Below are 18,791 nucleotides of genomic sequence, written 5' to 3' on the forward strand. Positions count from 1 at the left end.
TTCAGAGTAAACCCTAGCCTTTTTGATATGCATCTGAACGTGAAGTTCAGTGAAAGGCCTTTCAGATATGTCTTCTATCCATCAACAAAACGACTTAAATAGCAGTTATTTGGGCCAATAAACTTTCATTTGTGTCAATATCGTCTAAATTATTGATATCAGGAACGTGGCAAATACACCTGCTATGAAAACTGTTGTGAGAACGAAATAAAGGATAGGTAGTTAAACTTTGTTAAGTTCAGGTAAAAGTTGACGTCAGGTACTCCATGAAATTCTTGGGTTTTTTTGACTTTTGCTACATCATGTACTGATAAAATGTAACCACATTTAACCTCGCTACTGTATAAAATAATAGTTAGTGGCGAGACTTTCACTATAAGCAAGGAGTTCTTATATGAACAAAACGTTGATCGCAGCTGCAGCAACTTCAGTACTTCTACTAGCCGGTTGTGCTTCTTCTGATGACGCAGCAACAGCAAATGCAGCAAAATTAGACGAACTAAGCAACCAAGTTAGCCAACTAAGCCAAGACGTACAAGCTCTTCAATCTGACGTTCAAAAATCAGGCGCAGCAGCAATGGCTGCTCAAGAAGAAGCTGAGCGTGCTAACGAGCGTATCGATAACATCGCTCAGTCTTACACTAAGTAAGATTTAATACCGCGTCTTAACGCCCGTTAAGGCGCGGTTATTTCGATAGGAACCCCATTCTGTGCAGCGATTGCTGCTTTAGCCTTCACGTTTTTCATACCGAATTCATCCAGCCACCACTTTAACTCTTTCGGCACTTTCAGTTCATCTTTCTCGCCATTACTACGAGTCAAAGGCTCATGTGCTTCTAAGAACACACTTCTGTCAGGTTCAAGTGTCATTTTGATAGGCTGATTAATGATGTTAACGTCTTCGCCGTTACGAACCTTGTCAAATAACCACTCAATGTCACTTGGGTCCATACGAATACAACCCGCGCTGACTCGCATACCAATCCCAAAGTCCTTGTTGGTACCATGAATTAGGTATTCGCCATTCCCGTAAGCTAAACGCAATGCAAACATACCAAGTGGATTATCAGGCCCCGCAGGAACAACGGCTGGTAGATCAATGCTCTTTGCTTTGTACTCGGCACGAATAGAGGCTGGAGGAGTCCATGTAGGGTTCGGTCGTTTTTGGCTGATACGCGTTGTCATTACTGGAGTATCGCGCCCTATTCGGCCAATTCCGACAGGAAATACATGGACAATATCCTCTCCTTTCGGAAAGTAATACAAGCGCAGCTCGGCTAGATTAATAACGATACCTTTATAAGGTACGTCTGGGAGGATTAGCTGTGTCGGAATAGTAAGAACATGCCCCTCTTCTGGTAAGAAGGGATCCACGCCTTTGTTTGCGGCCATTAAACCTAGCATACCCACATCGTAGAGCTTAGCGATATTTGCCATGGTTTCGCCTTCTTGCACGACGTGGTTTTCAAGGCGACCAATTAAACGGCTTCCATCCTCTGGTAATTCGTACATCTTAGCGAATGATAGACCACTCACTAAAGATAACGACACAGATAGCAGGGTACGTTTTGCGAAACTCATTGATCGCTTTTTGCTAAGCATTTCACTCTATTCCTTGGCACTTTTAAAGAGCTGTAAGGTTATCTCTCTTTCTGTCTTGTGATCAACCATCGGCTTGTGATATTCCAGTAAAGAAAAGCCCTCCCAAGTCCAAGGTTTATGGATGTATTTGTTCGGTACACTTTTGATTTCTGGTACCCAGTGGCGCACAAATTCACCATTAGCATCGAACTTTTCGCCTTGGCTTATCGGGTTGAAAATACGAAAGTATGGCTGCCCGTCACAGCCCGTAGAAGCAGACCATTGCCAGCCACCATTGTTCGCTGCAAAATCGCCGTCCACCAGCTTACTCATGAAGTACGCTTCTCCCCATCGCCAATCAATATGTAAGTCCTTGGTAAGAAAGCTCGCGACAATCATACGTAATCGATTATGCATCCAACCTGTTTGATTGAGCTGACGCATTGCTGCATCAACGACTGGATATCCTGTTGTTCCTGTCTTCCATCGCTCAAAGGCCTTCTCATCATAGGACCACTGGATTTTATCCTCCCAATCGATAAATCCTTTGCCTTTGACGAGTTTTGGTTCGAAAACCAATAAGTGCTGATAAAACTCACGCCAAATGATCTCACTTAACCAAGTTGCTTTCCCTTCTGTAAGGTCATTTTGTTGATTTTCAGCATACAAACGAGCAATACACTGCCTTGGTGATAGCGCGCCAATCGCAAGGTATGGAGACAGTTGGCTAGTGCCATCAATAGCTGGAAAGTCTCGCTCGCTTTGATACGCGTCACTGCGCTCCCGTGCAAATTCCCTAAGCTGCTTCAAAATATCATTAGTCGAAGCCAGCCAGTCTTCACTGGATTCTCGAGGATAGCTAAATGTGAAGCTTGAATTAAATCGAGCCGACTCTAATTGTTCGAGTACCTTTTTATTGAGTGGCGCTTGCTCGTGAGGTTTTACTACCGTCGGCATATGGAACTGCGTTAACCAAGCACGCTTGAATGGCGTAAATACCTTAAAATATTCGCCTTGCTTATTAAGAACCGTCGTTGGCGCGTGCACACATTTGTCATGAAACAGTTCAAATTCGATATCGTGAGAAGCTAACGCTTCACTTACTTGTGTATCGAGCTCTCGTTCGTTCACCTCATAGTGAATGTTTGCCATGACAGACGTGGCTTCAAGTGTTTCCGCCCACCCGCTAATCACATCTGTACAATCGGAAAACGACGGCACCTCTTTGTACAAAAAAGGAATATTAAGGCTTTCAAGCTCCTCGTTAAAACAAGCTAAGCGACGAGCAATGAGGTCTGCCTGCATCGGCGCCATGTGATGCTCCCGCCACTGCTCTGGCGTCGCGATAAAGCAAGCGACGACAGGCTGACCTGAATCCAATGCCGCTTTGAGTGCCGTGTGGTCTAACGTACGCAAGTCACGTCGAAACCATACTAAAATCATGGTAGCTCCTATCTTTTGTCTACTAAGTTAGGTGTAATTTCTCTATCACTTCAGAGCACCCCATCCGATCACCTAGCTGTGCGTGAAGCATTTTGATGGACGCTACTTGTTTAGCAGCTAGTGCTTTATTGGAGAAAAGGTAGATAAACGAACCATTTTCAATGACCTCGTGATCTAGTAGACCAGAAACATCATCAACCTTATCGATCAAAGTCGTGTGATACCCTTGTTCACAAAGCTTCGCTGCTTGAATCCAACTCTCAGATTCTCTGTTTTGTTCAAAGCTAATGAGCAGACACTTTCCTTTGGAAGCGGCTTTGTTTTCAGAATCGATTACAAGGGCAAGTCGAGTGATCAAACAAGTCTGAAATAACCCTACCTGTAAAGATCGCAGCGATCCTTTTACCATGTCTAGCGCATCAAATACTGGGCTAATAAACTGATCAATAACGAGTTTTAGTGGATACTCTTTAAGAACAGAGGCAAGTAAACTCTCTGCTTTTCCTCGATTCAGGGTAGACAGCGCAAGCAGCATGTTTTCAACTTCTTCGAGTGTGCGAACCTCGTTTTTGACTTCGACATCGGCGCTTTTTCCTAGCAGCCCCTTCACTTTACCAATCGAAATCCCCTTCGCGAGCCAGCTCTGGACTTCGCGAATCGTATCGAGATCTTGCTGGCGATAAAGTCTGTGTCCTTTTTCAGTTCGCTGAGGTTGGATCAAGTTGTATCTTCGTTGCCAAGCTCTCAGCGTAACTGGTTTTACACCCGTGATTTCTGCGACATCTCGGATCGCGTATAGTTTTTCTTCTGAACTACAAACCATAGCGTAATCTCATCTCCTGCGGATACGGTTCTAAAAACTTCTGTTTTGATAAATACTCGTCTGGGTAAGTATTTAAGTAATGCTTAATCAACGTAAGTGGTGCTAGTAGAGGCAGCATTCCGATACGGTAGTCGTGAATCACTGTCGCTAACTCTTCTTTTTCTTCTTTAGTTAGTGAGCGTTTGAAGTACCCTTGTAAATGCATCAACACATTTGTGTTATTTTTGCGGCTAGCCCGATTCGTTAACGCCTTCATCAGTCCTAAACGATACTCTTGGTAAAAGTCTTCAATTTCATAATTAGCGACATCGGCAACTAAGCGGCCAAGGGATCGGTATGACTCTGGGTGGTGTGCCATTAACGTCAGTTTGTAGCGCGAATGAAAGTCGATGATTTTGCCACGAGTAGGCTCACCATCCATCGAGTCGTAAAAGTCATTTAGACAAAATACTCGAGTGATAAAATTTTCTTTCAATACAGGGTCGTTAAGTCTGCCATCCTCTTCAACAGGCAACCAAGGCATTTTTTGCATCAATGTTTGTGTATACAAGCCAACACCTTCTTTCGCAGCACTGTTCTTGCTGTAAACCTTGACTCGCTCCATGCCACAAGTTGGTGACTTGGCACAAACGATGTAACCACAAAGCTGCTCGCTTTGAAGTTCATCTACTTTATTGGCCGAGTAAGTGAGCATATTGTCGGTATGATCATTTTCTGGATTTTTGGTTTCAACCAATGCAACACGCTCTTCATTAGAAACAAGACGAATTGTTGGACGGGGTACTGGCATACCTACGCCGACTTCAGGGCATACCGAAACAAAGTCAAAATACGGGCTGAGCTCTTTAGTCACAAAGTTGCTCACCTTGTGACCAGAGTCAAAACGCACTCGTTCACCCAAAACACACGAACTGATACCTACTTTGATTGAAGATTCCATGATGACGCATCCCTATACAAAAAGTTTTGTTGTATAACTTATAGCAAGCCTTTCCAGATTGTACAAGAAAATAAGTTGTACAATTTAATCGTTTTACTTCACTCGAAAGTATTTCGATCAACCAGCTGTCAGAAAAAAGTTTGGCCCAAAAACAAAGAATTTGTGCGCGCAATCGACAAACTGCTCAAAAGCAAATCGATTGCTCTTTTTATTTCAACAGATTTAGTTATCAATAGGGGTTGCAGTTTCTAAATGCGTGGTTTTTGTGACTAAGCTCTCAAGGGGCTACTGTACGTCCCGATATTATTGCCTCAACGAAAACGAACAAGTTCAACAGAATTGGTAATAGCGTTCTATAATAGAGGCGTTTTATCAAAACAAAACTTTGGAGAGCACTTATGGCAACCCCACACATTAACGCACAACCAGGTGATTTCGCTGAAACAGTTCTAATGCCAGGCGACCCGTTGCGCGCTAAATACATCGCTGAAACGTTCCTAGAAGATGTGAAACAAGTTTGTGACGTTCGCAACATGTTCGGCTTTACTGGCACTTATAAAGGCAAAAAAGTTTCTGTAATGGGCCACGGCATGGGTATCCCGTCTTGCTGTATCTACGTACACGAGCTAATCGCTGAATACGGCGTGAAAAACGTTATCCGTGTAGGTAGCTGTGGTGCAGTACGTGACGACGTGAAACTAATGGACGTTGTTATCGGTATGGGTGCTTCTACAGACTCTAAAGTTAACCGTATCCGTTTCAACAACCACGATTTCGCAGCAATCGCTGATTACGGTCTTCTAGAAGAAGCAGTTAACCAAGCGCGCGCTCAGGAAGTGCCTGTAAAAGTAGGTAACGTATTCTCTGCTGACCTGTTCTACACACCAGAAGCAGACATCTTCGAGAAGATGGAAAAACTAGGCATCCTAGGTGTAGACATGGAAGCGGCTGGTATCTACGGCGTAGCAGCTGACCTAGGCGCGAAAGCACTGACTATCCTGACAGTTTCTGACCACATCATCCGTGGTGAAAAACTAAGCTCAGAAGAGCGTCAGAAGTCGTTCAACGACATGATGAAAGTTGCACTAGAAACTGCAATCAACATCTAAGAACAAATAGTAAGTAATAATTTGCAGCCAGAGTTATGCTGGCTGCCCGAATTATCCCGAGGGGGCGATTGTGTCTAACGGCGAACTGCCAAAAGACGCAGATGGGTTACAACTCAACTTTTGTAAAACATTGGCGTGTGACAACTTTGGATTGAGTGATGCAAAGCGTTACGTTCTGCAACATGCGAACCCTAAGCGTCCGGCGATGGTATGCCGTGAATGTGGAGCTTTCCCCCCCTTACTTAATAATCGCGATGTCGTGAACGAACTTCATCGCCTGCGGCACGTCCACAGTGACGGGTTGCCTGCTTGCCGTAATGATGATTGCGACAACTTTGGACTTTCTGTCCACACTCACAAACACCTCTATCACGCTTTCGGTTACAGTGGCGATCGCCAACGTTACCGCTGTAAAGTGTGTCAAAGTACCTTTGTCGACAAGTGGTCTGGTGCCAACAAGAAGCTTCAATTTCAAGAGAACTTGATGGGTTTATTGTTTACGGGATATTCCGTACGAGAAATCTGCCGTAAGCTTAGTATTAACCCAAAAACCTTTTACGACCATGTTGACCATATAGCTAGCCGCTGCCGCCGTAAGCTTGCAACCATTGATGCGCGCTGGGTAAACCACGCAACGCATTATGAATTGGCCTCAAACTATATTGCATTGCAACCGAACAGCAATAACGGTGTATATTGGATTGTTTCTGGCGAAGCGCACTCTGGCTATATTCTTTGCCAGCACGTCAATTATTCCGCTGACGAAGAGCCAATCGCAACGCTCGATCATAATCCTTACGATGAGGTGTCTCGTTTTGTTTCCCAGGAGTACGTAGCGGAAGCAAGTGAGCCGCTTGCGGAACCTTCTCATCACCTCAGAGAGCGAATTGACCAAAAATACCAAACAATTTTGGCTCGCGGTAACGTAGAAGATCCTCTTGGTAATCTATCTGTATTTCATTACCCTTCAAAAGGGGCATTAGTCCGTCCGCCATACACCTCGTATGCACACTATTTGCACGTACTTGATATGTGCTGCCCAAACAAACGTGTATCTCTATACATGCCTCAAGATCCCCTACTACGTTCAGCTGCACTGAGCGTTTGTTTACCTCGTATTAAAGAGAAAAGTGTCGACTTGATGTACGTAGAAGAGGACGCTAGTTGGGACATGAGTATTCCCTTTGGCAAAGTCGATATCGCCTATATGAGTTGGTGGCGCGATCGTTGGGCAATCTCTAGTCAAAACGAAAACCACAAAGGCATTTGCTACCTCGCTGGCGATCAAAATGAGCCTGAAAAATGGTTTAACGTTGCGACAACTCGTCATGTGAAGTTTTATCAAAACCGCTTTCAGATTCTTTTCGAAAGCTTCATTAACGAGCCACGTCGCAAATTACGACCTGCTGGTATTTTACCTCTTTTAGATATATTCAGAGCTTGGCATAATTTGTGCTATCAGGATAAACAAGGTCTTACCGCTGCACAAAGGTTAGAAGTCTCTGATGCACCTTTGACAATCAAACAGCTCCTATCGTAGTTATTCTATTGGTAATTTAGATGTAGTAATTAGGGGTTGTAACGGTATACATTACGGCCCCTGATCGTTTACCAAAACGTTATCCGCATCGCTTTGGTAAAGAAACATGCATCTAACCACTTAATATTAGGTGTGATTTCCAGTTCGATAGTCATGGATGTGAACGTTGGATAAAAACCAAATTCAGCTAGAAGATGATCTCACTAAGCTTAAAGGCCAAATAAAATCGGCCCCTAAACATACCTTTAATGTTGCGCAGCAATATCGTATCCGCGCGGAACAAATTTTATTTGTGGACGGAGAGATCAAAGCCTTACTCATCATGGCGCAATGCTGTTGGTGCCTAATGGATTACCGACAAGGCTTAAAACTCGTCAAAGACGCTTACAGCAAACAAACACAGCTTGAAACCGACGATCATCTCCCGGAAATTCTCCACCTTTTTGCACTCCAATATTGGGGCCAAGCAAAGTATTATTCCGCGCAACAATATTGGATTAATGCGCTCGAACAATCTGCTCTTGTTGATGATGTTGAAATTCAAATCGAATCTCTAATTGGGCTTGGTAATGTATGGCGCATCACTAATGAACACCAACTTGCCGCTTCAACTCATGAGTTAGCCGTTAAAGTGGCAAACAATGTTCGTATTGCTTGGTTAGAAGGCAAAGCGCGCATCCTATTAGCTTGGGACTATTACTTACTAAATAAGTTTGTCGAGATGCTTACGGTACTGGATGGAGCAACCGAAGTATTAAAAGATCATGATGACAGTACGTGGCAAGCCGAGATCTGGGACTTTAAAGGGTTAGCACTGCTTGGACTAGAACGCCTTGATGCGGCCGAAGAAGCCACCCAAAAAGCCCACCAGCTTGCCATTGAGCATGACCTCGTTTGGATGAAAGCACACTCTTTTATTAGCCGAGCAAGACTTGAGCTTTTGCGCCAAAATACAGACAGCGCTGCCAAGTTGCTACTTGCAGCAGAAGAATCTGCACTCAGTTTCGACCACGGTGAGCTACTCAGCCAAATTTGCTTCCAACAATCACGAGTCGCTGAAGAACAAGGTGACTTTGAGTCTGCGTTTAACGCGTTCAAGAAATACCGTAAGCACGCACTCAAAATGCTCAAAGAACAAACTCATCGAATCAGCATGGATAAAGCAAGAGGCTCTAAACGCCAACTAGAGCAGCGAGCACGTAAGCTGATCAATCATATTCGCTCTCAACACGAATACGACCCTGAAAAACAGTTCTCTAATGTCGTTTCTGAGACCTACTGGTGGGAACAGTTAGTTTTGTTTAAAACGGAGCTCAAACGCTCTAACCACGCCATCATTATGATTCAGCATTCAAACCCCGAAGTTCTCGATGTTTGTACCGAGCTCGTTCATGCATTGACAACCTCCAGCGACCTCATCTCGAGAATTTCCAGTAACAGGCTAGCAATGTTAATTGCAGAAAAAGGTCAAGCAGCAGAAGAGGTCTACCGCACTGTCCAAGCGATGTTAGACATCTATCCATGGAAGCGACGCGGAATCAAAGGCCCTAAACCGATACTGTATTTGCAAGATATCCTGACCTTCCCATTCACGTTAGAACAGCTCGAAGAAAGTTATATTGAGGTAATGAAGAATGGAACAACTGCTTAGCAAGGTGACTGACGCAGGTATCGATCCTTCTTCCGTTTCAGGTGAAGAAGCGATTACGCTATGGGAACACATAGGGTTACATATTGCGTCAACAAACCGAGAGAAAGCGCATTGCTATATCATTAGCGCCGAGTATCGAAGAGAGATCAAACAGCTCAACGACAGCATTAGTGAATTGAAACAAGCGCTTGAGTTGCTTGTTTTACCAGAAGATGTAGAAGATATTCTTTCTGTGAAAGCAAGCTTGAGTGAGCGTTTAGTTGAAGTAGGTGACTACAATGCGGCATTAACCGAGTATGTTGCTTCAACCAATATCGCCGTCGAGTACGGCTATATTGATGAGTACGTATTGGCCATTATTGGAATGGGTAATTTGTGCGATGCCTATGGGGATCACCAACGTGCATTACGTTATTATCAAAAAATAGATGCTATCGATCACGCTATTGGCAGTCGATCCCTACGCCTTCGTTACAAGCTGTACATGCTTGCCTGTTATATCAGCTTGAACCGTACCGCAGACGCCAAAGAGCTATTGAGTGAATGTGAAGAACTGAGCATTCTCGTCAGTGATAAAAACCTCGCCGCACAAATTCACCTCTACCGAGTCAAATTACATCGTCTGCAAGAAGACTACCCCAATGCGTTGCTGGCTATTTCGAATGTTCAGTATACAACGGGTAGTGCCACTACATACTGGTTATCCACGATGGTCAAAATTGAGACTGCGTATTGTCTAAACGGTGTAGGGCACACTTCTTTAGCTAATTTAACGTTGGACTCCATCAGTAAAAGGATTCAAAAGCAGCTATCTCCTATCGTTACTCAGCATTTTTATAACGCGATGAGTCAAGTTTACGCCTCTCAAGGGTTGTATCAAGAAGCATTAAATTGTGAAAAAAAAGCGCATAGAATCGAATCTGATCTTGTAAAACATATTCCGATCGGTGAGTTAGGGTCTGCTCAACTACGCCGACTTTCACGCTTTGAGTTACAACTCAAACTCATTTTGTCAGAGCTAGAAAACAAAGAACTAAAAGAAACCACCAAGCAGCATAAAAATACTGTTGCTCAGCTACAGCAGGACGTCTTTACCGATCCACTTACGTCTTTACACAACCGACGCTGGTTAGAAGTTAAACTAAAAGATCTACTTCTGCACGATACTGCATTTGCATTGATGGTCATCGATATCGATCACTTCAAATCCATCAATGACGAACTAAGCCACTTGGTGGGCGACAAAGCGATCAAAAGTGTGTCACAGGAACTGGCGTCCTACTTCAGATTTAAAGGCGCATCGTGCGTACGATTTGGTGGTGAAGAGTTCCTCGTGATCCTTGAGAATACCCAACTGGAACGCGCAGAAATGCATGCCGAGAATTATCGTGAACGGATTTATCAATATGGTTGGGACGATATTCTTGGTGAACGGGGGCTGACCGTATCCATAGGAATTACCTTGCATCGAGAAGGCGAGAATACTCAGCGAACTTTTTATCGTGCAGACAAAGCTCTTTATCGCGCCAAAGCCAATGGCAGAAACCAAGTCTGTACCGAACTTTAATAGCGTAAAGTTACTATATCGAGCAACTTTTAGATGCCTGATTAAGAGAAAGTGGCTCGGTTTGAGGAGGGGCAATTAACAACTAGCAGTTCAGGAGTGTATCTACCAAATCGAGTTTCTTTTTGTCACTCCAACAGAGCTACAAAAAGAAAAGAGATATGCCAACAAGAGCGGCAAGGGTACCAACAACATTTTTAATCGTTTGTTTCTCTCCTTTCAATGCACAAATCAGCAGCATAAATAGAGGGCTCGTCGCAATTAGTGTTTGTGCTACTGCCGGATTAGCATGTTTAAGCGCGACCTGTTGCAACCAGATGGCGATAAATGTTCCTACAAAAATAGCCAAGATCAACCACGCGATAGCTGCCCTGTCCATTTCGGTAAGGCTCTTTATAATGTCCTGAAAAGGGGATCGCTCTGCTACTTTCACCACAGCGCATACCACTAACACTCCCACACTCAAGCGAACAAGCCCACCAAGTAAAGGAAGTATATCTCCCGCTACAAGTGCGTAGTGAGATATCACAATACCAGAGGCCTGACATACACTTGCAAGTAATCCGAAACCTACTCCTCCCCAATCCTGTTTATCATTCCTTCGTGAAGGTTGGAATATAACGCAAACTACTGCGCTGGTGGTGATCATTACACCAAACCAACTTTGAACTGACAGCGCTGACCCAAGCAATGTCAATGCTAATACACCAGAAATAGGAGGGGCTAACGATTCTAACAACAAGGTTTTATTTGGCCCAATGCGTTTGAGAGATGCGAAATAAGCTGTATCACCAATCGCAATCCCAATAATTCCAGAGAGCGCCAATACGACTAGATGATGAGAATCGATGCTTTTATAGGCTTCATCGGATGTAAATGGTAAAAATGCGATCATCATAAATGAAGCTAAAGTACCTTTTACAATATTTAGATGAAGAGCTGAAAAACGATGACTAGACTGGCTATAGATCCAAGTTGCCAGTGCCCACACAATTGCAGCGCCTATGGCTGCTGTTTCACCTACGTACCGCATCACTTCCTTCCTGTAATTGTAATTAAGTAAAAAAACTTGCCAGTCAGACACTTGAACTACTTGATTCAGATTTAGTTATATCAAATACTTAATAACCTTAATTTACGTAATATTTTCCATTTCGCAATAAGCACAGGTAGGTAAGATGTTTCTAGACTATTTTGCACTTGGGTTACTCATCTTCGTTGCTTTAGTGATCTTTTACGGAATCATTGTCATTCATGATATTCCATATGAAATCGCCAAAGAGAGAGCACCCGCACCAAGACGCAATTCACTACGCTGGCTGGGTCAGCCTTTTCACTTTGCATGCGCTGTGGCCATTTTTATGGATATGGGCAACATTATGGCGCAAGGAACGCGGCTGGGGTTTTAAACAACTAGAACAAGAAACACACGACATTCATCACCGCCTTGAAGAACTCATCGATGAAGTCAACGAACTCAAAAACGAAGTATCGATGTTGAAACAACAAAAGATTCAGCAAAAGCCTTTGCCTGAACAAAGTAAAGAGGACGAATAATGGACTTATTGCTGATTCTGACTTACGCAGCTCTTTGTATTGCCATTTTTAAAATTTTCAATATTCCTCTAAACAAATGGACCGTTCCAACCGCCGTACTTGGCGGCGTAGTGTTAGTGGGCACACTCGTGCTGCTTATGAACTACAACCACCCATTTACTCAATTGGGTAACCAAGTGTTCCCGACTACGCCTATCGTCTCTGGCGTGCGTGGCCGCGTGGTGGAAGTGCCAGTCCAGGCCAACCAACCGCTCAAAACGGGCGATATTCTTTTCAAAATCGATCCTGTGCCTTTTGAAGCAGAAGTTGCTCGCCTGGAAGCGAAAGTCAAAGAAGCAAGCCAAGGTGCGTTGGGCTTAGAGTCTGATCTAAGAGAGGCAGAAGCTGCTGTATTGAAAGCGCAAGCGGACAGAGATAAAGCACAAAGGGAATTTAGCCGATATCAAAGGGGCTTTGATCGTGGCGCGTTTACTGAACAAGATTTGGATACTCGACGCCAAGCGTATAAAGCGGCAGAAGCCATGTTAGACGTTGCGATTTTGCAACAAGAACAAGCGCAAATCGCTCTGGACTCTGAAATCGGAGGCGAAAATACCCAAGTCGCGCAACTTCTTGCCGAGCTGCGTAAAGCAGAGTTTAACCTAGAGCAAACCGTCGTTCGTGCGCCAACCGATGGTTACGTTACGCAATTGGCTTTACGTCCTGGAGTGATGGCTGTGCCGTTGCCACTTGCCCCGGCAATGACCTTCGTACATACCGAAGACATTACGTACACCGCGGCATTCAGACAGAACTCATTACAACGCTTGAAGCCAGGCTTTGAAGCAGAATTTATGTTCCGCGCAATTCCGGGCAAAGTGTTCCGTGGCGAAGTCATTGACGTGATTCCAGCCATTGGTGAAAGCCAAATTCAAGCGCGAGGCGCTCTGCTTGGGACTGATGCCTTGCGCACGAGCGGACGTGTTTTTGCGAAGCTGAAAATTACCGACGACTTGAGTGGATACCACCTACCAATGGGTACTGCGGTTGAAGTTGCAGTTTATTCAGACAGCTTTACTCACGTATCAGTGATGCGCAAAGTGCTTATTCGTATGAAGAGCTGGCAGAACTATTTATACCTCGACCATTAATGAACATATAGCGCATTCATTTATTGGTAAAAATAACATCAAACCGTGTAATCAGGGGCTGACGATCAGCCCCTGATGCATTCTAGCCATCCAGATAGATAGCATTCCCACTTTTATTAATATTCTGTATAATGCGCGCCTTATTTTTAATGCTTGCTAAAACCAAAGCCAGTCAAAGGGATGCGTGAATCAAATCACACATTTCCTGAAGAAAAATAGAGCAAACAATAAGCAGCTTGGTTGTTTTGAATATATGTTACACAATCAAATAACTAACGCTTTCCAACAATATAAATGAACGTTCTTTAAAATCGACTATTGAACTGAGGTTATCTATGAATCTTTCCGCTAAAACTGTTGTGGTTATTGCAATCGGTGCTGCTCTTTACGGTATCGGCGGCTTACCTATGTTTGGCATCCCTGTGTTTGCAAACACAACGCTAAAACCAGCAATGGCAGTATTAGCATTGTTCTCAGTACTATTTGGACCACTTGTTGGCTTCTTGGTTGGTTTTATTGGTCACTGGGTTACTGACCTATTTGCAGGTTGGGGCGTATGGCTCACTTGGGTACTTGGTTCAGGTATTGTTGGTTTGATTATCGGTCTATTCCCTTCTCTAACGCGCTACCGTTTGGAGAAAGGTGATTTCAATATGAAAGACTTCGCGTTATTCGTAGTACTTGCGCTATTAGGCAACGTATTTGGTTACGGTTGCTCTGCATTCCTCGACACGATTTTATACGCAGAACCGTTCACTAAAGTGTTTACCCAGCTTTCTATTATCGCGATCGGTAACACCATTCTTATTGCTATTGTTGGCTTCTTCATTCTTAAGTCTGTCGCTAAACGTAACAAGCAAAGCCGTAACTTAACAGAGGCTTAATGTCGAATGACAATCGAATTTTCTAACTTCTCTTTTAGATATGAGTCGCTGGACAAACCGACGCTAAAAAATATCAATCTAAGGATAGAGAAAGGAGAGAAAATCGTCATTATCGGTCCAAGTGGTAGTGGTAAATCTACCCTTGGGCAATGTCTTAACGGACTGATCCCACACGCAATCAAAGGGGAAACCAGTGGAACATTGACCATCAATGGTCAAGACACCGCCCCTTTCGACATGCACCAATACACTGAGCAAGTTGGCACCGTACTGCAAGATACGGACAGCCAATTTGTCGGTTTGAGCATTGGCGAAGACATTGCATTTGCGCTGGAGAACCAGCTAACTTCAAATATCGACATGTACCCATTGGTCAAAGCCACGGCCAAAATGGTCGACTTGGAACAGATGCTAGAACGCTCACCCCACGATTTATCTGGCGGGCAGAAACAGCGTGTTTCTTTGGCGGGCATTCTCGTCGATGATGTCGATATCCTTTTGTTTGATGAACCACTAGCTGCGCTTGACCCTAAAACGGGTAAAAAAACCATCGAGATCATCGATGATCTACACCGCGAAACGGGCAAAACCATCGTAATCATTGAGCATCGTCTTGAAGACGTTCTGCATTGCTCAGTTGACCGTATTATCTTGATGGAAAGCGGCAAAATCATTGCCGATACAACGCCAGATGAAATTTTAGCGTCGCCTCTGCTAGAAGATTACGGCATCCGTGAACCGCTTTATATTTCAGCACTGAAAGAAGCAGGCTGCGCGATTGAGGGCGATGCAAAACCTTCTAGCTTAACTACCTTACCGTTGGAGCAATATAAACCGGCAGTACAAGCATGGTTTGATGGTTCAACAGCACAACCACCTAAAACGCCAGCCGAGACTTTGTTTGAAGTCCGTGGCCTCACCTATTCTTACGACGGTGAGAAAAACGCGTTAGAAGACGTGAGTTTTGACATCAAGCGTGGCGAGTTTGTCTCTGTACTTGGCAAAAATGGATCGGGTAAATCGACCATCACCAAACTGATTATGGGCGTTATTGAAGCGGATAGCGGCTCAATGAGCATGAATGGTCAAGATCTTAACGAACTGACCATCTTCGAGCGTAGCCAGAAAGTGGGTGTGGTGATGCAAAACCCGAATCACATGATTTCCCATCACATGATTTTCGACGAAGTGGCCTTCGGCCTCCGTAATCGTGGCATTGAAGAGAAACAAATCGAAGCTAAAGTACTTGAAGTCCTTGAGCTGTGCGGTTTGAGCAAATACCGTCACTGGCCAATCGAAGCATTGAGCTACGGCCAGAAAAAGCGCGTAACCATTGCGTCAATTTTGGTATTGGAACCAGAGCTTCTGATCCTTGATGAACCGACGGCAGGTCAGGACTATCGAAACTACACGTCTATGCTGAGTTTCATCGAAAAGCTCAATCGCGAGTTGGGCGTAACCGTGATGATCATCTCTCATGACATGCATTTAGTGCTGGAATACACCACGCGCTCTATCGTGATTGCAGACAGTAAATTAGTCGCGGATGCACCAATGACGCAGGTATTCAGCAGTCCAGAGCTACTAGACCAAGCAAACCTCACCACAACAAGTCTGTTTGAGTTGGCTACGAAAGTTGGCATCGAAGACACCAATGGCTTTATGCAGCATTTTATCAATGTAGAAAAAGCGCACCGCCAACAAAAAAGCAGCGAAGTAAACCAACCAGAGAAAGCAGTGGCATGAAAGACAATAAGATGAAGTTTGGTATCAACTACATCGATACCCAATCGCCACTTCATAAGTTGAATGGCATTACTAAGTTCTTGCTTTTCATTGCTTGGGTGACGGTGGTGTTGACCACATTTGACTTGCGAATCATCGCGCTGTTGATCGTGCTGGGTTTGGGCTTATTGAAAATGACCAAAGTGCCCTTTCATGTCTACAAACCGCTGTTATTCGGTACGGGCACGGTATTACTGATCAATGCCCTGTTTATGTTCGCGTTAGCACCGCAACAAGGTACTGAGTTCATGGGTTCATCAACGGTTTTACTCTCGTTACCCGGTAATTACTCGCTCACTCAAGAGACATTGTTTTACCTAGTAACAGTGACGTTGAAGTACTTCAGCATGTTCCCAATCGCGTTGGTGTTTGTATTTACCACTCATCCGACAGAGTTTTCAGCCAGCTTGAACCGTTTAGGTGTGCCTTACAAAATCGCCTATGCTGTGAGCTTAACGCTGCGCTACTTGCCGGAAGTGAAAAAGGACTTTGTTAACATCATGCACGCGCAACAAGCACGCGGAGTAGAACTGAGTAAGAAGGCTCCGTTGCTCACTCGTATGAAGAACGTGGCAAAGATTCTTGGCCCTCTGATTTTCTCTAGTTTGGACAGAGCCGATCAAATCTCAAACGCGATGACGCTACGTGGGTTTGGTCGTCACTCATCTCGCACTTGGTACAGCTTAAAACCACTGACCAAAGCCGATATGATCTGCATGGCTGGGATTGCGGTGATAGTGATTGCGGCGATCAGCAAGCGTGTTATCGACACACAACTGTTCTGGTATCCGTTCTAAATTCTTAAGTTTCAAACAGAAGATAACGTGCTTAGTATTGCGAACACGTTATCTTCCCGCTTTCCCCTCGATAACTCGCCTGTTGGCTTCTTGCTTGCGAGTGTTCAAAAGAAGCGGTAATTTCAGCGGCTCGCTGATGTGCCAGAAAGTTGCTTATTTAAACGACCAACATGAACTAAACTCATCAGTTTTATCAGGGGCTTAATGATCAACTGCGCACTGCCCACGATGAAAAGCCAAGTACCACTTTCAATCAACGAATCATTCAAAAAGAAAAAGCTACCAATTAAAAACCAAATAGCAATGAGTAGGTCGTTTGCAGCACCTAACGCCTCATAGCGGCGCTGAATAACGATGTGACGGCTACCTAGATCTAAATCCAACTCTCTGCCATGTATCTGCACTGTATAGCTCCCCTCTTATTGTTTCGCGTCAGTTATGCCCAAGTTATTTCGAAATACTTAGTTCTAAACCCTAACGGACGTGGCATGCATTGACAACCATTGGAGGGATTATCTATTTGCAATAAAAAGAAAAGGGCGCATAAGCACCCTTTTTAGCGAGTCTAATTACAGGTATTCGCTTTAATGATTAGATAGTGAGTACCAACTTAACTCCACTTCAACAAGCGAGTTTCGTTGCCTTCTTCCGGCTTCGCTGGAATATTGAGTGACAACAGCAAGCTCACTGCTGCCATACCAGCGCCGATGTAAAATACGCTCGCAGGTGAAACCAGCCAAATCACACCAAACGTAACAGGTATTACAACCGCCGCAATATGGTTAATCGTAAACGCAACGCCCGCGGTCGACGCCATATCTGCTGGGTCGGCAATTTTCTGGAAGTAGGTTTTAATCGCAAGCGCTAACGCGAAAAATAGATGATCGACAACATACAATGCTGCCGCCCACTCAGCCGTTTGCACCAAACCGTACCCGACGAACACGAAGATCAAACCGACGTATTCAAACATCAACGCTTTGCGCTCACCTACAACGCCGATAAAACGGCCTATTCGCTTCGCAAACAAGAAGTTAAAGACATAGTTAATCAGGAACAGCAACGTAATATCTGCGGCGGAGTAACCAAACTTTTCTACCATCAAGAAACCAGCGAACACCGTAAAAATTTGACGGCGTGCTCCACTCATAAACGTAAGCGCATAGTATAACCAGTAACGTTTACGCAGGATGAGCTTCTTGTTCTGAGGCACTTTTGTCTTAAATTGTGGGAAGGCAAATGCCATCACCAAAATGAGCACAAAACCTAAACCACCAGCCATTAAATAGACCGTTTTAAAATCAAGTTTGAGCTGTTCGAGCGAAACCCAAATAGCGCCGTAGGTAAACAGAGAAGCCAAAGCTCCAACAGAAATAAACTTACCCAGCATTTCTGGCGCTTCTTCTTTAGATAGCCATTGTAAAGACAAAGACTGCTTGAGTGTTTCAAAGTAATGGAAGCCGGTGGACATTAACAAGGTTGTAAAAAGTAGACCGTACAAAGTGGGAAAATAACCTGTTAATGCAGTACCAAGCGTAAGCATCGCCAAAGAGACGAGCATAAAGCGTTGCTCTCGGATAAACAGCAATACAAACACGGCGGTAAAGGCCAAAAAACCCGGAATTTCGCGCACACTTTGCAATAAGCCTATGTCTGCACCATCAAAGTTTGCTTTCTCGATAACAAAGTTGTTCAACAACGCCATCCAGGTAGAAAAAGCAATGGGCACGATAATGGAAATTAACAGGAGGAAATTTTGCGGCGTTCTCCAGCCGTGCGATGAGGTAGTCATGATGTTTCCTTGAAATATGAAGGCATCATCATAGCTTTAAATGTAACAAATTCGCAATATCATTATTATTTTCAGCCCAGAGCAAGCAGATATGGCTGAGGGATATTGTTATGAAGATAAACATCGCACTTAACTCCTTGGCTAAGCGCGATGTTCAAGTATCAAGAGAACTAAAGCATGAGTAAATGTGCTCAG

Annotated in this window: 16 protein-coding genes and 1 pseudogene; 10 read left to right on the forward strand and 7 right to left on the reverse strand. The window is 44.2% G+C overall.

What is annotated here, in order from left to right:
- Window positions 1-394: 394 nt before the first annotated feature.
- Entirely contained in the window at window positions 395-649 is a 255-nt protein-coding gene (locus R7E78_RS15090; RefSeq protein ID WP_005375145.1) for an Lpp/OprI family alanine-zipper lipoprotein, read from the forward strand.
- 26 nt (window positions 650-675) lie between these two features.
- On the opposite strand, the gene R7E78_RS15095 is transcribed toward R7E78_RS15090, so the two are convergent.
- From R7E78_RS15095 to R7E78_RS15110, 4 genes are read right to left on the reverse strand one after another with little or no spacing between them, the layout of a single operon-like run.
- Window positions 676-1,602, reverse strand: coding sequence for a L,D-transpeptidase family protein (locus R7E78_RS15095; RefSeq protein ID WP_318058013.1), 927 nt, complete (start codon window positions 1,600-1,602; stop codon window positions 676-678).
- A gap of 6 nt (window positions 1,603-1,608) precedes the next feature.
- A complete protein-coding gene (gene phrB, locus R7E78_RS15100; RefSeq protein WP_222711967.1) occupies window positions 1,609-3,024 on the reverse strand; it encodes a deoxyribodipyrimidine photo-lyase in 1,416 nt (471 codons plus the stop codon).
- A gap of 22 nt (window positions 3,025-3,046) precedes the next feature.
- Window positions 3,047-3,847, reverse strand: a complete 801-nt coding sequence (locus tag R7E78_RS15105; protein ID WP_005375142.1) for a MerR family transcriptional regulator — start codon at window positions 3,845-3,847, stop codon at window positions 3,047-3,049.
- A complete protein-coding gene (locus R7E78_RS15110; RefSeq protein ID WP_005383935.1) occupies window positions 3,837-4,787 on the reverse strand; it encodes a YbgA family protein in 951 nt (316 codons plus the stop codon). The genes R7E78_RS15105 and R7E78_RS15110 overlap by 11 nt, the downstream gene beginning before the upstream one ends.
- Window positions 4,788-5,185: 398 nt before the next feature.
- Between R7E78_RS15110 and deoD the strand changes: the two genes are divergently transcribed.
- From deoD to R7E78_RS15130, 4 genes are all read left to right on the forward strand, one after another.
- Entirely contained in the window at window positions 5,186-5,896 is a 711-nt protein-coding gene (deoD, locus tag R7E78_RS15115) for a purine-nucleoside phosphorylase (protein WP_005375140.1), read from the forward strand.
- Window positions 5,897-5,966: 70 nt separating this feature from the next.
- Window positions 5,967-7,436: a lactate dehydrogenase gene (locus tag R7E78_RS15120; protein WP_318058014.1), complete on the forward strand. Its 1,470-nt coding sequence runs from the start codon at window positions 5,967-5,969 to the stop codon at window positions 7,434-7,436.
- A gap of 166 nt (window positions 7,437-7,602) precedes the next feature.
- Entirely contained in the window at window positions 7,603-9,087 is a 1,485-nt protein-coding gene (locus tag R7E78_RS15125; protein ID WP_054729922.1) for a hypothetical protein, read from the forward strand.
- Window positions 9,071-10,654 carry a diguanylate cyclase gene (locus R7E78_RS15130; protein WP_318058015.1) on the forward strand — a complete coding sequence of 528 codons (1,584 nt, stop codon included), beginning with the start codon at window positions 9,071-9,073 and terminating at the stop codon, window positions 10,652-10,654. The genes R7E78_RS15125 and R7E78_RS15130 overlap by 17 nt, the downstream gene beginning before the upstream one ends.
- A gap of 139 nt (window positions 10,655-10,793) precedes the next feature.
- Here the strand turns inward: R7E78_RS15130 and R7E78_RS15135 are convergent, their stop codons facing one another.
- The gene (locus R7E78_RS15135; RefSeq protein ID WP_318058030.1) at window positions 10,794-11,684 is read right to left on the reverse strand and encodes a DMT family transporter; all 891 of its coding nucleotides are present in this window, start codon (window positions 11,682-11,684) and stop codon (window positions 10,794-10,796) included.
- Between the two features lie 145 nt (window positions 11,685-11,829).
- Between R7E78_RS15135 and R7E78_RS15140 the strand changes: the two are divergent.
- The 5 genes and pseudogenes from R7E78_RS15140 to R7E78_RS15160 all read left to right on the forward strand — a co-directional run bounded on the left by R7E78_RS15140 (window position 11,830) and on the right by R7E78_RS15160 (window position 16,804).
- Window positions 11,830-12,208 (forward strand): annotated as a pseudogene (locus R7E78_RS15140) (DUF3302 domain-containing protein).
- Window positions 12,208-13,338: an HlyD family secretion protein gene (locus tag R7E78_RS15145; RefSeq protein WP_005375134.1), complete on the forward strand. Its 1,131-nt coding sequence runs from the start codon at window positions 12,208-12,210 to the stop codon at window positions 13,336-13,338. The pseudogene R7E78_RS15140 and the gene R7E78_RS15145 overlap by 1 nt, the downstream one beginning before the upstream one ends.
- Window positions 13,339-13,673: 335 nt before the next feature.
- Entirely contained in the window at window positions 13,674-14,222 is a 549-nt protein-coding gene (locus R7E78_RS15150) for an ECF-type riboflavin transporter substrate-binding protein (protein ID WP_005375133.1), read from the forward strand.
- Between the two features lie 6 nt (window positions 14,223-14,228).
- On the forward strand, window positions 14,229-15,968 hold the full coding sequence (locus R7E78_RS15155; RefSeq protein WP_318058016.1) for an ABC transporter ATP-binding protein: 1,740 nt from the start codon (window positions 14,229-14,231) through the stop codon (window positions 15,966-15,968).
- On the forward strand, window positions 15,965-16,804 hold the full coding sequence (locus R7E78_RS15160) for an energy-coupling factor transporter transmembrane component T family protein (RefSeq protein ID WP_136976847.1): 840 nt from the start codon (window positions 15,965-15,967) through the stop codon (window positions 16,802-16,804). Before R7E78_RS15155 ends, R7E78_RS15160 begins: the two co-directional genes overlap by 4 nt.
- Before the next feature lie 122 nt (window positions 16,805-16,926).
- Here R7E78_RS15160 and R7E78_RS15165 read toward each other — a convergent pair whose 3' ends face one another.
- Both R7E78_RS15165 and R7E78_RS15170 read right to left on the reverse strand, forming a co-directional pair.
- The gene (locus R7E78_RS15165; RefSeq protein ID WP_025768568.1) at window positions 16,927-17,208 is read right to left on the reverse strand and encodes a YrhK family protein; all 282 of its coding nucleotides are present in this window, start codon (window positions 17,206-17,208) and stop codon (window positions 16,927-16,929) included.
- A 206-nt stretch (window positions 17,209-17,414) separates the two neighbouring features.
- The gene (locus R7E78_RS15170; RefSeq protein WP_005375129.1) at window positions 17,415-18,596 is read right to left on the reverse strand and encodes an MFS transporter; all 1,182 of its coding nucleotides are present in this window, start codon (window positions 18,594-18,596) and stop codon (window positions 17,415-17,417) included.
- Window positions 18,597-18,791: the final 195 nt, after the last annotated feature.

The organism is Vibrio sp. YT-19(2023) (genome assembly GCF_033337395.1).

Excerpts from the sequence above, each read along its gene's own strand:
- deoD (WP_005375140.1), top strand. The coding sequence starts at position 5,186 with ATGGCAACCCCACACATTAACGCACAACCAGGTGATTTCGCTGAAACA.
- R7E78_RS15095 (WP_318058013.1), bottom strand. The coding sequence starts at position 1,602 with ATGCTTAGCAAAAAGCGATCAATGAGTTTCGCAAAACGTACCCTGCTA.
- R7E78_RS15105 (WP_005375142.1), bottom strand. The coding sequence starts at position 3,847 with ATGGTTTGTAGTTCAGAAGAAAAACTATACGCGATCCGAGATGTCGCA.
- R7E78_RS15145 (WP_005375134.1), top strand. The coding sequence starts at position 12,208 with ATGGACTTATTGCTGATTCTGACTTACGCAGCTCTTTGTATTGCCATT.
- R7E78_RS15090 (WP_005375145.1), top strand. The coding sequence starts at position 395 with ATGAACAAAACGTTGATCGCAGCTGCAGCAACTTCAGTACTTCTACTA.
- R7E78_RS15170 (WP_005375129.1), bottom strand. The coding sequence starts at position 18,596 with ATGACTACCTCATCGCACGGCTGGAGAACGCCGCAAAATTTCCTCCTG.
- R7E78_RS15155 (WP_318058016.1), top strand. The coding sequence starts at position 14,229 with ATGACAATCGAATTTTCTAACTTCTCTTTTAGATATGAGTCGCTGGAC.
- R7E78_RS15160 (WP_136976847.1), top strand. The coding sequence starts at position 15,965 with ATGAAAGACAATAAGATGAAGTTTGGTATCAACTACATCGATACCCAA.
- phrB (WP_222711967.1), bottom strand. The coding sequence starts at position 3,024 with ATGATTTTAGTATGGTTTCGACGTGACTTGCGTACGTTAGACCACACG.
- R7E78_RS15135 (WP_318058030.1), bottom strand. The coding sequence starts at position 11,684 with ATGCGGTACGTAGGTGAAACAGCAGCCATAGGCGCTGCAATTGTGTGG.
- R7E78_RS15150 (WP_005375133.1), top strand. The coding sequence starts at position 13,674 with ATGAATCTTTCCGCTAAAACTGTTGTGGTTATTGCAATCGGTGCTGCT.
- R7E78_RS15130 (WP_318058015.1), top strand. The coding sequence starts at position 9,071 with ATGGAACAACTGCTTAGCAAGGTGACTGACGCAGGTATCGATCCTTCT.
- R7E78_RS15110 (WP_005383935.1), bottom strand. The coding sequence starts at position 4,787 with ATGGAATCTTCAATCAAAGTAGGTATCAGTTCGTGTGTTTTGGGTGAA.